The organism is Kitasatospora sp. NPDC048296 (assembly GCF_043201815.1).
Taxonomy (GTDB): Bacteria; Actinomycetota; Actinomycetes; order Streptomycetales; family Streptomycetaceae; genus Kitasatospora.
Genome location: NZ_JBICZB010000014.1, coordinates 24,992 through 38,319, shown reverse-complemented (window position 1 = coordinate 38,319; position 13,328 = coordinate 24,992). Strand labels below are relative to the sequence as shown.

The 13,328-nt window shown below is 74.4% G+C and carries 10 protein-coding genes; 8 read left to right on the top strand and 2 right to left on the bottom strand.

Annotated features, from left to right (window positions below; translation table 11 throughout):
- The first annotated feature begins 125 nt into the window (after positions 1 to 125).
- Positions 126 to 1,316 (top strand): TetR/AcrR family transcriptional regulator, encoded by a 1,191-nt coding sequence (locus ACGF12_RS11435; RefSeq protein ID WP_393028071.1) that lies wholly within the window; start codon positions 126 to 128, stop codon positions 1,314 to 1,316.
- 110 nt (positions 1,317 to 1,426) lie between these two features.
- Here the strand turns inward: ACGF12_RS11435 and ACGF12_RS11430 are convergent, their stop codons facing one another.
- A complete protein-coding gene (locus tag ACGF12_RS11430; protein WP_393028070.1) occupies positions 1,427 to 1,750 on the bottom strand; it encodes a hypothetical protein in 324 nt (107 codons plus the stop codon).
- 277 nt (positions 1,751 to 2,027) lie between these two features.
- On the opposite strand from ACGF12_RS11430, the gene ACGF12_RS11425 reads away from it, so the two are divergent.
- The 6 genes from ACGF12_RS11425 (at position 2,028) to ACGF12_RS11400 (ending at position 11,824) form a co-directional block, all read left to right on the top strand.
- Positions 2,028 to 3,950 (top strand): ATP-binding protein, encoded by a 1,923-nt coding sequence (locus ACGF12_RS11425; protein ID WP_393028069.1) that lies wholly within the window; start codon positions 2,028 to 2,030, stop codon positions 3,948 to 3,950.
- A gap of 70 nt (positions 3,951 to 4,020) precedes the next feature.
- Positions 4,021 to 6,384 (top strand): tetratricopeptide repeat protein, encoded by a 2,364-nt coding sequence (locus tag ACGF12_RS11420; protein ID WP_393028068.1) that lies wholly within the window; start codon positions 4,021 to 4,023, stop codon positions 6,382 to 6,384.
- Between the two features lie 176 nt (positions 6,385 to 6,560).
- Positions 6,561 to 7,214 (top strand): DedA family protein, encoded by a 654-nt coding sequence (locus ACGF12_RS11415; RefSeq protein WP_387619753.1) that lies wholly within the window; start codon positions 6,561 to 6,563, stop codon positions 7,212 to 7,214.
- A 206-nt stretch (positions 7,215 to 7,420) separates the two neighbouring features.
- Positions 7,421 to 9,172, top strand: a complete 1,752-nt coding sequence (locus ACGF12_RS11410; protein WP_393028067.1) for a threonine/serine exporter ThrE family protein — start codon at positions 7,421 to 7,423, stop codon at positions 9,170 to 9,172.
- 88 nt (positions 9,173 to 9,260) lie between these two features.
- The gene (locus tag ACGF12_RS11405) at positions 9,261 to 10,346 is read left to right on the top strand and encodes a hypothetical protein (RefSeq protein WP_393028066.1); all 1,086 of its coding nucleotides are present in this window, start codon (positions 9,261 to 9,263) and stop codon (positions 10,344 to 10,346) included.
- 239 nt (positions 10,347 to 10,585) lie between these two features.
- Positions 10,586 to 11,824 carry a C40 family peptidase gene (locus ACGF12_RS11400; protein WP_393028065.1) on the top strand — a complete coding sequence of 413 codons (1,239 nt, stop codon included), beginning with the start codon at positions 10,586 to 10,588 and terminating at the stop codon, positions 11,822 to 11,824.
- A gap of 517 nt (positions 11,825 to 12,341) precedes the next feature.
- Here the strand turns inward: ACGF12_RS11400 and ACGF12_RS11395 are convergent.
- Complete coding sequence (locus tag ACGF12_RS11395) at positions 12,342 to 12,641, bottom strand: hypothetical protein (RefSeq protein ID WP_393028064.1); 300 nt, start codon at positions 12,639 to 12,641, stop codon at positions 12,342 to 12,344.
- Positions 12,642 to 12,806: 165 nt separating this feature from the next.
- Here ACGF12_RS11395 and ACGF12_RS11390 point away from each other — a divergent pair, with 165 nt between their 5' ends.
- Positions 12,807 to 13,328 carry a GNAT family N-acetyltransferase gene (locus tag ACGF12_RS11390; protein ID WP_393028063.1) on the top strand — a complete coding sequence of 174 codons (522 nt, stop codon included), beginning with the start codon at positions 12,807 to 12,809 and terminating at the stop codon, positions 13,326 to 13,328.

Genomic DNA, 13,328 nt, shown 5'->3' with positions numbered 1-13,328 from the left:
TTAATCCCGGGTAGCTTCGACTGTCCAGAGTTGTCCGGCCCGGGATTCCGGGCGGACAGGGGCGGCAAGTGAATCCTTGCTAGCCTTTGGACGGCGTTCAAAGAAGCCCCCGGAGGAGGTGCGTCATGGTGGTCCGACGGCCGCCCGGTCGGCGCGCCCAGATCCTCGCGGTGGCCGCCGACCGCTTCCACCGCAGCGGCTACCACCAGGTCTCGATGACCGAGGTCGCCGCCGGGGTCGGCATCACCGCGCCCGCGCTCTACCGGCACTTCCGCGGCAAGCCCGAACTGCTGGACCGGGCCGTCCGGTTGGGCCTGGACGCGCTTGCCGACGGCCTGCGCGCGGCCGCCACCACCGCCGAACTCGGTGCCGTGCTGGCCGCCGTGGCGGTCGGCCACCGCCCGCTCGGCACCCTGGTGCAGCGCGACGCCCGACTGCTGCCGCCGGCCCGCCGGGCGGCGCTGCGGCGCGAACTCCGTGCCGACGCCGCCCTGATGACCGCCGTGCTGCGCGCCGAGCGGCCCGAACTGGCCGAGGCGGACGCCGAGTTGCTCTGCTGGTCGGCGCTCTCGGCCTGCTCCGGGCTGTCCTACCAGTCGGCCGCACCGCAGCCCCGTCGGGCCGAGGCGCTGCTGCGCGGGATGGTCGCGGCCGTCCTCACGGTGTCCCTGGACGGTACGGCCGCCGCCCCCGAGACGGCCCCCGCGGCCGCCTCCGCCCCGGTCCCCGCACCCGCACCCGCATCCGCGCCGGAGGCCAGGCCGCGGGCGCGCCGGGAGGAACTGCTCGCGGCGGCCGTCCGGCTGTTCCACCAGCGCGGCTTCGACAACGTCAGCACCGACCAACTCGGCGCCGCCGTCGGCATATCCGGCCCCAGCGTGTACCGGCACTTCGACAGCAAGGCGCAGCTGCTCGCCGCCTCCCTGGTGGGCAGCCGCGAGCGGCTCCGGCACGAGGTGGACGGCGCGATCGCGGCCGCCGCCGGACCGGAGGCGGCGCTGACGGCCGGGCTCGGCGCGTACGTCGACTTCGCGCTGCGCAACGGCGACTACCTGGGCGCGATGCTCAGCGAGACCGAGCGGCTGGCCCCGCCGGACCGCCGGGCCGCGGTGGACTTCCGGCGGGACTTCCTGCGCACCTGGGTCGAGCTGCTGCGGCAGGTGAGCCCCACGGTCGACGCGGTGGACGCCCGGATCCGGGTGCACGCGCTGTTCGCGCTGGTCAACGACGGGGTGCGGAACCGTCCGCACAGCACCCGGCCGGACCTCGGGGACTGTCTGCTGCGGCTCGGCCGGGCGGTGCTGGGACTGTCCTGACCCGCCGGGGCCGACCCGGCGCGGCCGGTGCCGACCCGGCGCACGGGTCGGGCCGGGCACCCACCCCGTCGGCGCGGGGCGGGCACCCGGCCCGTTCGGGGCCGGCCGGCCTAGTGGAGGACGTGCGGGTAGTGGACCCGGGCGTCGAAGTTCCCGTTGCCCTGCACGGCGCCGATGTTCCCGCCGTTGCCGGCCACGACGAGGCCGTTGTTCTGGTTGCTCGCACCGGAACCGGTGGCCGTCTGCTGGGTGTTGACCACGTTGCCGTGGACGCTGCCGATGACGTTGCCGGAGCCGACGTTGCTCACGACGCTGCCGTTGGAGTGGTCGATCGCGCCGACACCGTTGTCGGCGTGCGCGGTGGCGGCGCCGACGCCGACGAGGAGGAAGGCCCCGAGGGCGGTGACGGCGGCGGCTGCGCGAATACGGGACACGCTGGTCTCCCTGAGCTGGAAGTGCGAGAGTGGCGCGCTCCGGAGTGGCCGCTCCGTGGCGCCGTTGCCTGGCGTCGCGCGATCAGCATCCCCCGGCGACGTGGACAAACTCCACCAAACGGGTGGCACTTCCCTCGATGGTGGGGGATCGGTCAATTCGGAGTTGACCGTCATGCGTCATCGACTCGTCGTCCGTCATTCCGTGACTCGTCGTCCGTCATTCCGTCAGGAGGAAAGAAATGGTCGGCGGATTGTCGCACTGGCACACTGGGGACCCATGTCTGAAGGTGCCCCGACCGAGCCCACCCCCGCCGAGGACCTGCGCACCACCGAGGTCGATCTCGGCGGCCTGGTGAACGTCCTCGCCACCCACCTCTACTCCACCCCGCTGGTCGCCCTGCGCGAACTCGTCCAGAACGCCCACGACTCGCACACCCGCCGGTTCCTGGAGGACCCGGACGGCGACCACCGTCCGCTGATCCGGGTGCGTGCCGACGCCACCCGGCGGACCGTCGCCATCGAGGACACCGGGGCCGGCCTCACCGAGCCCGAGATCCACTCCTACCTCGCCACCGTCGGCACCGGCTACACCCGGATGCTGCGCGAACTGACCGGCAACCAGGAGCTGATCGGCGCCTTCGGCCTGGGCTTCCTGTCCGCCTTCTCGGTCGCCGACGAGGTCACCGTCACCACCACCTCGCACCGCGAGCCGCGGCTCGGCCACCGCTACCGCAGCCGCGGCGGCGAGCAGTACCAGGTCGAGCCGGTCCCCGCCCGGCCGCAGCCGGGCACCGTGGTCGAGCTGGCGCTCAAGGCCGGGCACGCCCACCTCGCCGACGAACACGCGCTGCGCGAAGTCCTGGGCCGCTACTGCGTGCTGCTGCCGATACCGGTCTACGTCGGCGACGACACCGAGCCCGTCAACTCCGTCCAGGTGCCCTGGCGGCAGAACCTCGACGGTGACCAGCACGCCGCGCGGATGCGCTTCGCCACCGCCTTCGGCCGCCGGTTCGAGCCGCTCACCGCCTTCCCCGTGCAGCCCGTCCGGGAAGAAGGGGCCGCCGAGGGCGGCACCGACGCGATCGGCCTGCTCTGGGTCCAGGACGGCGGCACCTACGGCAGCAGCGACAACCGCGACCTCGCCGTCTACCTGCGCGGCATGCTGCTCGCCGAGGACGCCCGCGACCTGCTGCCCAGCTGGGCCGGGTTCATCGGCGGCGTGGTCGAGTCCAGCCGGCTCACCCCCACCGCCAGCCGCGAGGACCTCCAGCGCGACGAGCACTACCGCGCGCTGCAGAAGGCCCTCGCCGACGCCATCGTGGACGGCCTGTACGAGACGGCCCGGCTGCGGCCCGCCGCCTGGCGCCGTATCCTCACCCGGCACGGCCAGGACCTGCTCGGCGCCGCGCTCTGCGACGAGCGGCTGTTCACCCTGCTCGCCGACGACGTCCCGGTGCCCACCTCGCAGGGCGACCTCACCGCCGGCGGCCTGCGCGCGGCCGGCGGCGGAGCGGTGCACGTCGCGCTCGGCAGCGGCGGCGGCTTCGAGGAGATGCTCTACCGGGCGATGCAGGTGCCGATCGCCCGCGGCGACCGCTACGCCGTCCTGCCGTTCCTGCGCCGCTACGCCCAGCTGCGCGGCTGTCGGCTGGTCGAGCTGGGCAGCGAGCGGGGCAACCGCGAACTCTTCCGCGACCCGGAGCGCCCCCTGCCACCCGAGGAGTCGGCCTGGCTGGCCGGCGCGCTCGCCGAGCCGGGCGAGCAGTTGGTCCCGGCCCGCTTCGACCCGCCCGGCCTGCCGCTGGTCCTGGTGCCGGACCGTGAGGCCGAGCTGAAGGCCCGGATCGAGGACGACCAGGCCGACGCCCGGATCCCGTCCGCCGCGCTGCGGCTGGCCCGGGCGTTCACCGCCCGCACCGACGGCGGGGCCAAGGCCCGGCTCTACCTCAACCTGGCCTGCCCGGCCGTCCAGGACCTGCTCACCGCCTACCGCACCGGGCACACCGGCAGCGCCACCGCGGCCGGGCTGCTCCGCTCGCTCAAGGTGATCATGGCCTCCGCCTCGGCCGGCCCCGCCGAGGGGGACCTCGGCGCCGCGCTGGCCGGCATCGGCACCGCGGTCTCCGCACTGACCGCCGCCGTCCCGGCCGGCCTGCCGTCCGTCCCGGACAGCCCCGGGGCGCTCTCGGGCGAGGCGTGACGGGCGTGGCCGACGGATTGTCAGTGGCCTGCGGTAGACAACTGATCAGCACGACGTACGGGGAGCGCGCATGACGACCGACATCTGGGCCTGGGTCCACGACACCCACCGCCAGCTCGCCGAGGCCGGCCACCGGCGGCTGGCCGACGCCATCTACGAGCTCCCCGGCCACGCCAACGAGGGCCGCAACGAGCAGCTGGACGCGGTCTACCCGGAGGCGGTGGCCGCCGCCCGGGCGCTCGGCCTGCCCTGGGTCGAGGTCTACCTGCGGCACTGGCGGATGCAGAACCTGCTGAACAAGCGCCACCAGGGCGAGCAGGCCCTGCCCGAGGCGGTCGAGCTGCTGGAGTTCGCCCACCGCGAGGAGACGGCCGGCTGCCCGCAGTCGGTCTGCGTGGTGCAGGACTTCGCGATCTGCCACGCCCGGGTCGACGGCCCCGGCTACGTGCCGCAGCGGCTGGAGGTGCTCGCCGAGACGCTGGAGCGGATCGAGCCCGCCCGCGCCTGCTTCGACTGCCTCTCCCGCGAGTACGCCGACACGCTGGATGACGACGGCCGCCCGGCCGAGGCGCTCAGCCACCTGGACACCGCGGCCGCCCGAATACAGGCCGCCGGCGAGCGCCTCTCGCTGCACTTCCACCATGCCCGGGCCGGCACCCTGCACCGGCTGGGCCGGCACGAGGAGGTGCTCGCGCTGGTCGACACCGCCGAACAGGCCGAGCGCACCCGGGGCCGCGAGCTCGACGAGAGCGACCGGCTCTGGGGCGGCCTGCTGCGGGCCCGTGCGCTGGCCTCGCTCGGCCGGACGGCGCAGGCGCTCCCGCTGCTGCCCTCCCGCGAGGCCGCCGGGCACCACGCCGACCTGCGCCAGGCGTGGGCGGAGACGGTCGCCCTGCTGGTCGCGGCCGGCGCCTGGGAGAACGACGCCGAGCTGGGCGCCGTGCTGGCCGACTGGGTCGGGTACCTGGACGCCACCGGCTCGCACCGCCCGTGCGTGGACCTGCTGCTGGTGGCGGGTCGGCTGGCCGTCGCCCGCGGCGCCCGCACGGTGGCGCTCACGCTCGCCGCGACGGGGGAGCGTAAGCTCACCCAGTTGCTTCGCGCCGACGGCGTGGCCGAGGAGGTCGCCGCGCTGCGCGCGGCCGCCGAGGCACTGCCGGTGTCCGAGCTGCCGGTTCCGCCCGGCGAACTGACGGCGCACCTGGCCGAGGCCCGGGTGTCCTACGAGACCGGCGCCGACCTGCTCTCCGTCGCCCTGGACCGGTACCAGGGTGAGCAGGCCGGCGCCACCGAACTGACCCTCCTGCTGGCCAACGTGCTCGGCGGCCTCGGCCACGCCCGGGCCGCCGCCGACCTGCTGTGGCGGCGGCTGGAGGCCGACCCGGGCAGCGAGGAGCTGACCGGCACCCTCGGCCAGGCCCTGATCGAGGCCGCGGACGCCGAGGGGGTGCGCCGCCTCGCCGAGCGGCTGGCCGTGACCAGCCCGTCCGACGGGCACTGGATCCGCGCCCGCTGGGCCGCCGCCGAGGGCCGCTGGGCCGAGGTGCTGGAGCAGTGCGAGGCGATCCTCGCGCTGGACGACAGCCGGATCAACACCCGTCGGCTGGCCGCGACCGCCGCCACCCGGCTGGGCGACCACGCCACCGCGCAGCGGCTCTACCAGGACCTGCTGGAGCACGCCCTGCCGGCCGAGGAGGCCGGGGAGGAGCAGCTGCACCGGACGGTCCAGGAGCCCGACCTCTGGCACCTGATCACCGCGGCCACCGCCAACCGGGACTGGCCCGTGGTCCGCTCCACCGGCGCGCGGATCGGCATCGAGTTCGACGAGCCCGAGGGCCCGGTCGACGAGGAGTGGCAGCTCGTCACGGTCCGTGCCACCCGTACCAACGGCGCGACGGCCGACCTGCCCGCCGTCCGGACCGGCCCGGCCACCGCCCGCATCCTGCCGGTGCTGGGCGACGACCTGACGCTCAACCACGGCGACGTGGTGGTGTTCGCCCCGGCCCTGCTGGAGCAGCCGCCGGGAGAGGACGTCCCCGAGGCGGAGCGGGTGCGCTGGCGCCCGGTGTTCGAGCTGCTGGCCCCGCTCGACCCGGCCGGCTACACCACCTACTGGATCGACGGCGCCTGGCCTGGCGACGAGGCCTGGGCCGCGCTGCGCGACGACCTGCGGGAGAGCGGCTACGCGGTCTGGGCGTACAGCGGAGAGCAGTACAGCGTCCACGACCCGGCGGACGAGGACGAGGAGGAGCAGCTGCCCGGCATCTACGCCGCGCTCGGGGTGCCCCCTACCGCCTCGGCCGCCGAGGCCGACGCGCTGCTGCACCGGCTCACCGCCGGCTGGGAGCACCCGCTCGCCTGGCTCGACCTGGCCAAGGCGGCGGAGGCGGACCTCGGCCGGCACACGGAGATCATCGAGCGCTACGGGCTCTGAGCCCCCGTTCCCCCGGACACCCCGGCCCCGACGGTCACCACTGACCGCCGGGGCCGGCGGCGTTCCCCGGCGTTCGTGCTCCCGCCTCCGCCGGGGAACCATTCGAACCGCAGTCGAGTCTTTGTCAGTGCTTTACTCTTTCATTGCCAAGCCTCGCTCCCGGGAGTGCCCGCACCGTGACCAGCCTCGCCCTCGGCCCCTCCTGGCTCGATCCGACCAACCTGATCTCCGCCTTCGGCCTGATCGGCATCCTGGCCGTCGTCTTCGCCGAGTCCGGTCTGCTGATCGGCTTCTTCCTCCCCGGCGACTCGCTGCTGTTCACCACCGGCCTGCTGGTGGCCGGCGGCACCTACCTGCACCAGCCGCTCTGGCTGGTCTGCGCGCTGATCGTGCTGGCCGCGGTCGCCGGCGACCAGGTCGGCTACCTGTTCGGCCGGAAGGTCGGGCCGAGCCTGTTCCGCCGCCCCGACTCCCGGGTCTTCAAGCAGGAGAACGTCGAGAAGGCCGCCGCCTTCTTCGAGCGGCACGGCCCCAAGGCGATCGTGCTGGCCCGCTTCGTGCCGATCGTCCGCACCTTCACCCCGATCGTCGCCGGGGTGAGCAGGATGAACTACCGCGGCTTCGTGGTGTTCAACGTGGTCGGCGGCGTGCTCTGGGGCGGGGGCGTCACCGTGCTCGGCTACTTCCTCGGGCAGATCCCCTTCGTCCGGGACAACATCGAGGCCATCCTGGTCGGCATCGTGCTGGTCTCGGTGATCCCGGTGGCGATCGAACTGCTCCGGGCCCGCCGTTCCGGCACGGCGTCCGCCGCCCGCCATCGCGCCGGGTAGGCGATCGCGGCGCAGGTCACGGGACGTCGCGTACATGTGCGTCACGCTGTTCGATCAGGCAAGGTGTAACCCGAGATCGAACGGTGGCCGGCGGCCACCAGGGGCGGCGAGGAGTGGAAGTGCCTAAGCGGGGCCGACCGAGTGCGGGCAAGCGGGCGAGGGGAGGCCGGGCGGTCCGTCAGGCGCGGCAGGCACCGCCGAAGCCGGTGCACCCCGCCGACGCACCGCCCACCGAGGGCCTGCTCGGCCACCCCGCCCCGCCCGTCGAGCCGACCGTCGTCGTCCCGCTCGCCCCGCCCGTCCCCGAGACCAAGGGCCTGCTGACTCCGGAACCGACCCCGGAACCGACTCCGCCGCCACGCGCCGAGCCGCACCCCGAGCTCGCCGTCGACGTGCATCCCCGCCCCGGGGCGGAACGCCCGGCCCGCCGCCGCTCGGTCGCCGAGGACACCCTCACCCCCGAGGAGTGGCGCGCCGCCGGCTACACCCCGCCCACCGGCATCCCGATCCCCGAACTCACCCCGGGCGGCCCCGGCGAGGCGCCCTGGCCGGACCGGATGCGTACCCTGCTGCGCACCCCGATGTCCGAGCGCCCCGCCTTCGAGCGGACCGCCCGTGAGCTGCACCCCTCCGCCGGCACCACCCGCAACGTTCCGCGCATCCTCGACCTGACGCTGCGCATCGGCGAGCTGCTGCTGGCCAGCGGTGAGGGCGCCGAGGACGTCGAGGCGGCGATGCTCGGCATCGCGCACGCCTACCGGCTGGACCGCTGCGAGCCGCAGGTGACCTTCACCCTGATCGGCATCTCGTACCAGCCCTCGCTGGTCGAGCCGCCGGTCACCGCCGACCGCGTGGTGCGCCGCCGCACCTCCGACTACACCCGGCTGAACGCGGTGTACGAGCTGGTCGCCGACATCACCGCGGAGAAGGTGACGGTCAACGACGCCTACCGCCGGCTGGCCCTGATCCGCCGCAACCGGCACCCGTACCCGGCCTGGCTGCTCGCCCTGACCACCGGTCTGCTGGCCGGCGCGGCGACCTTCCTGGTCGGCGGGCGGATCGACGACAAGGCCTGGCTGGTCTTCGCCAGCGCCTTCGTCGCGGCCGTGCTCGGCGACCGGCTGGCCTCCGCGCTGGCCCGGCGCCGGCTGCCGGAGTTCTACCAGTTCGTGGCGGCCGCGATGCCGGCCGCGGCCTCGGGCATCATCCTGTCCTTCAACGACTGGGGCCTGCGCGGTTCGGTCGTGATCACCGGTGGCCTGTTCGCCCTGCTGCCCGGGCGCGCCCTGGTCGCCGCCGTCCAGGACGGTCTGACCGGCTTCTACATCACCGCCGCGGCCCGCCTGCTGGAAGTGGTCTACCTGGTCGCGGGCATCGTGATCGGCGTGATGGTGATCCTCTACCTGGGGGTCGGCTTCGAGGCGAAGCTGAAGCCGGACGAGAGCCTGGCCGGCATCAGCTACCCGCCGGTCCAGATGGTCGCCGCGATGCTGCTGACCCTGGCCTTCGCGATGCTGCTGCAGACCGACCGCCGCACCCTCGCCCTGGTCACCGTCAACAGCGGCATCGGCTGGGCCAGCTACGGGGCGCTGGTCTACAACGCGGGTGTCAACCCGATCGCGGCGACGGGCGTGGCGGCCGGCCTGGTCGGCCTCTTCGGCCAGCTGATGGCGCGCTACCGCAACGGTTCGGCGCTGCCGTACGTGACCGCCGCGATCGGCCCGCTGATGCCGGGTTCGGCGCTCTACCTCGGGATGCTGGCCTTCGCCCAGGGGCACTCCAGCACCGGCCTGGTGTCGGTCTTCCGGGCGGCGGCGATCGCGATGGCGCTGGCGGTCGGGGTGAACCTCGGTGGGGAGATCGCCCGGCTGTTCCTGAAGCTGCCGGTCGGCGCCGAGCTCCCCTCGCTCTACCCGGCGGTGCCGCGCCGGGCGGCGAAGCGCACCCGGGGGTTCTGATCGCACGTCGGCCGGCGTTGGAGGCGTGTTGGGCCCCGGGCCATGTCACAGCGGGCAGGACGCAGGACCAGGAACGAAGGTAAGACCCATGACCACACTGCTGGACGGCTACCGCGAGCACATCGTCAACGCGCACAAGCAACCGCTGTTCCTGCTGCTGGTCGGCTTCATCACCTCCTTCGTCTTCATCCGCTTCAGCGTGCGGATGATCCGCGCCCAGGTGCGCTGGTGGCCCGGCAACGTCACCCCGGGCGGCCTGCACATCCACCACATGGTGTTCGGCCTGGGCTTCCTGCTGGTCGGCGGCATCGGGGTGTTCGCGACCCACGGCGGGACCCCGTGGATCAACTTGTTCGGATTGCTCTTCGGCATCGGCTGCGGCCTGGTGCTGGACGAGTTCGCGCTGATCCTGCACCTGGACGACGTGTACTGGAGCGAGCAGGGCCGCAAGTCGGTGGACGCGGTGATCTTCGGGATCCTGTTCACCGCCCTGCTGCTGATCGGGTACGTGCCGTTCGGCGCCCTGCCCGGCGAGGAGACCCGGTGGGGCCTGATCACGGTGATCTCGGTGAACGCGCTGGCCTCGGTGATCTCCCTGCTCAAGGGCAAGATGTGGACCGGTCTGCTCGGGATCATGATTCCCGGCCTGTCCTGGATCGGCGCGATCCGGCTGGCCCGTCCGAGCAGCCCGTGGGCCCGCTGGCGGTACAAGCCGCGCTCCCGGCGCCGGGCGCGTGCGCTGCGGCGTGAGCGCCTGCTGCACCGGCGCGCCGACCGGGCCCGCACCTGGCTCTTCGACCTGATCGCCGGTGCCCCCGACAAGGTGTCCGCCAACCACCCGGCCGCCCACCGGGTCGCCGAGCGGATGGCCGCCCGGGCCTCCGCCCACCTCGACGCGCACGCCGCCCGGGCGCTGGCCCGCCGCCAGGCCCGGCTGGTCGACCGGCGCTCGGCGGCCGCCGCCGGGGCGGCGGCGCTCCTGCCCACGGCGCAGGCGCAGCCGGTGGAGGGCGCCTCCGGCAGCGGTCCGGGCCGTTCCCGAGGGGCGAAGCAGCGCCGCCGTACGGTCCGGGCCGGGCGCAATCGGACGTACGTGCTCGGCCCGACCGGGCAGGAGCGCCGGCCCGAGCGACACCCCCACCTGCGAACGCGGACCCGCCGGATCCACCGGTAGTTCGTATGCCGTGCGCGCCCGGCGGGAGTTGACGTCCGGTCGGATCATCGGACGGTCACCCGGCTGGCAGGGCGCGTTCGAGGTGTGAAAAGCGCCGGAGTTGAGAACATGATCGGCAAGTGACCGTTCTGTCATGTAATGGGACGATTCGTCGCGGACTCCCCGCCACCCGGCCGCCCGCCCGCGCGCCGCTCGGCGTCCGCCGCCGTCCCCTCCGGACCCGTGAGAAGGGATGTCTCGTGGCGCGCAGGCTCCTGCCGACTCTCCTGTTGTCCCTCACCGCCCTGCTCGGGCTGCTCCCCGCCGCCCAGGCCGCCCCCGCCGACCCCGAACCGGCGGCCGGCCAGGCCCGGGGAGAAGCCGGGGGAGCGGACCCGTACCCGACCAGCGAGGAGATCGACCGGGCCCGCGCCGAGGCCGACGGCAAGGCCACCACGGTCGCCGCCCTGGAGACCGCGCTCACCGCCGCCCGGACCGAACTCGACCGGGCCGGCCGCAGCGCCGAACAGGCCGTCGAGGCCTACAACGGCGCCCAGCTCGCCCTCACCCGGGCCCGCGCCGACGAGACCGCCGCCGCCCGCCGCGCCGCCGCCGCCGAGGCCGAGCGCTCCGAGGCCGCCGAGGCCGCCGCCGGACTGGCCGCCGAAACGTACCGCCAGGGCGCGGGCGCCGAACTGTCCGCGCTCAACGCCCTGCTCGGCGCCCACGGTCCGCGCGAGGCCGGCGACCGGGCGGCCGCGGTCGGTGTGGCCAGCGAGCGCACCCGGCAGATCCTGGACGCCGCCACTTCCACGGCCGCCGCCGCCAAGGCCGCCTCCGCCACCGCCCGCACCGCCACCGCGGCCGCCGAGAAGGCCGCGGCCGAGGTCGGCGCCGCCAAGGAACGGGCCGGGCAGCGGTTGGCCGCCCAGCAGGACGAGGTCGCCGCCGCCACCCAGCGCCGGGAACGCCTGCTCGCCGACCTGGCCGCCGCCCGGAACACCACCGTCGAGCTGGAGCGCAAGCGCCGCGAGGCCCTGGAGGCGATCGCCGCCCGCGACGCCGAGGCGGCAGCCGCTGCCGCCGCCGCGGCCAAGACGCCGGCGGTGCCGCCGGTCGCCCGCCCCTGGTCCGCCGACGGCGCGGCCGCCGCCGTGGCCTTCGCCCGTTCCAAGATCGGCCTTCCGTACATCTGGGGCGGGGAGGGCCCGGACGGCTACGACTGCTCGGGGCTGACCATGATGGCCTGGCGCACCGGCGGCAAGGAGCTCAACCACTTCGCCGCCGACCAGTACGCCCAGTCCACCCCGATCACCTACCGCCAACTGCGCCCCGGCGATCTGGTCTTCTGGACCGACACCGGCCGCGCCGCCGACATCCACCACGTCGGCCTCTACATCGGCGACGACCAGATGATCGAGGCCCCCCGCGTCGGCATGCCGGTCAAACAGGCCAGCCTCTGGATCATGGGCACCCCGGACTTCTACGCCCGCCCTTGACGGCCGAGGCCAACGCCCGGTCAGCTCCTCGAGCGGGGTGAGCGCCACCACACCCTTCGCGGCCCTCGCCAGCCTCGGGTCGAGGGTGACCAGGGCGTCCGCCTGGAGCCGGGTCAGTGCCAGGTACTCGGCGGCGAGGGTGTCGGGGTGGCCGAGCTGCTCGGCGATCGCCCAGGCGGTGGCCTGCAGGACGCGGTCGCCGAGCAGCCGGATCCGCAGAGCGCGCACCCCGTCGAGTGCGCGCTCGGCATCCGCCCTGGTCAGCTCGGACCGCCGGACCGCGCCGTAGAGCAGCGCCAGCAGCTGCGAGCGCAGCAGGGTCGGGGCCGGCAGCCGGTGCCCGTCGGGGACGGCCGTCCCGTCCCGGGTCAGCCGCAGGGCCACCTCCGGGGTGATCACGTACCTCGCCACAGTCGTCGGCCTCCTCGCCGCGCACGAACGAATGCGGCGACCAGTCAACCGGCGGTGGCGGCTCCGGCGGCGGAACCCGACGGAGGTGTCGCGGGGGCCGGCCCGGTCAGTCCCGCTCGGCGAGCTCGTCCTCCAGCCGCCGGATCCGGCGGGCGGCCACCTGCCAGAGCCGGGCGAAGGTGACCAGCACCGTCACCACACCGACGCGGACGGTGCTCCAGGTGCGGTCCGCGCACTGGCTCTCGTGGTGGCCGACCTCACAGGAGGCGAGGAAGGCCAGGTAGAGGGTCCAGGCCCAGCCCGCCAGCACCAGCAGCGTCAGGACCACCCGGCAGGCCTGCCCGAACAGGTCCACGTTCCGCTTCGCCCGGGCTTCCTTCTCCGCGAGCAACTCGCCGACTCCCACGCTTCCCCCCGTTGTGCGTCGATGGTGTGCTCCGCAGGCTACCGACCGGTCGGTGAGCCGCAACCCCCGCCGCAACCCCCGTCGACCGGGTCGACGACCAGCCGGAGCACCAATGTCGGTGGCCGACGCTAACGTGGCCGCTCCGACCACTTCTGAGGAGGCATCGTGCGGTTGCGGAACGTCGAAGCGGGCGACATCGAGGCGTACGTCCGGATGCGGTGCGACGAGGCGATGATGGCCGAGCTGGGCGGGCCGCTGCCGCGGGAGAAGGTGGAGGCGCGGCTGCGCAAGGACATCGAACTGGCGGCGGCGGACAGCGCCTGGATCAAGGTGATCGTCCCGGACGGCGCCGAGGACGGCGGGGCGGCCGGCACGATCACGCTCTGGCAGGACGAGGAGGACGGCGCCGTCGTCACCGAGATCGGCTGGATGGTGCTGCCCGAGTACCAGGGCCGGGGCCTCGCCAAGGCGGCGGTGCGTGAACTGCTGGACGCCGCCGCCGAGGACGGCCGCTGGGGCGAGGTGCACGCCAACCCCGGGGTGACCAACGGCCCGTCCAACGGGATCTGCCGGGCGCTCGGCTTCCGGCTGCTCGGCGAACGCGACCTCGACTTCGCGGACCGGATGCTGCGCACCAACCACTGGGTCGTGACACCGGGGGAGCACACCGGGTCGGGCACGGAATAA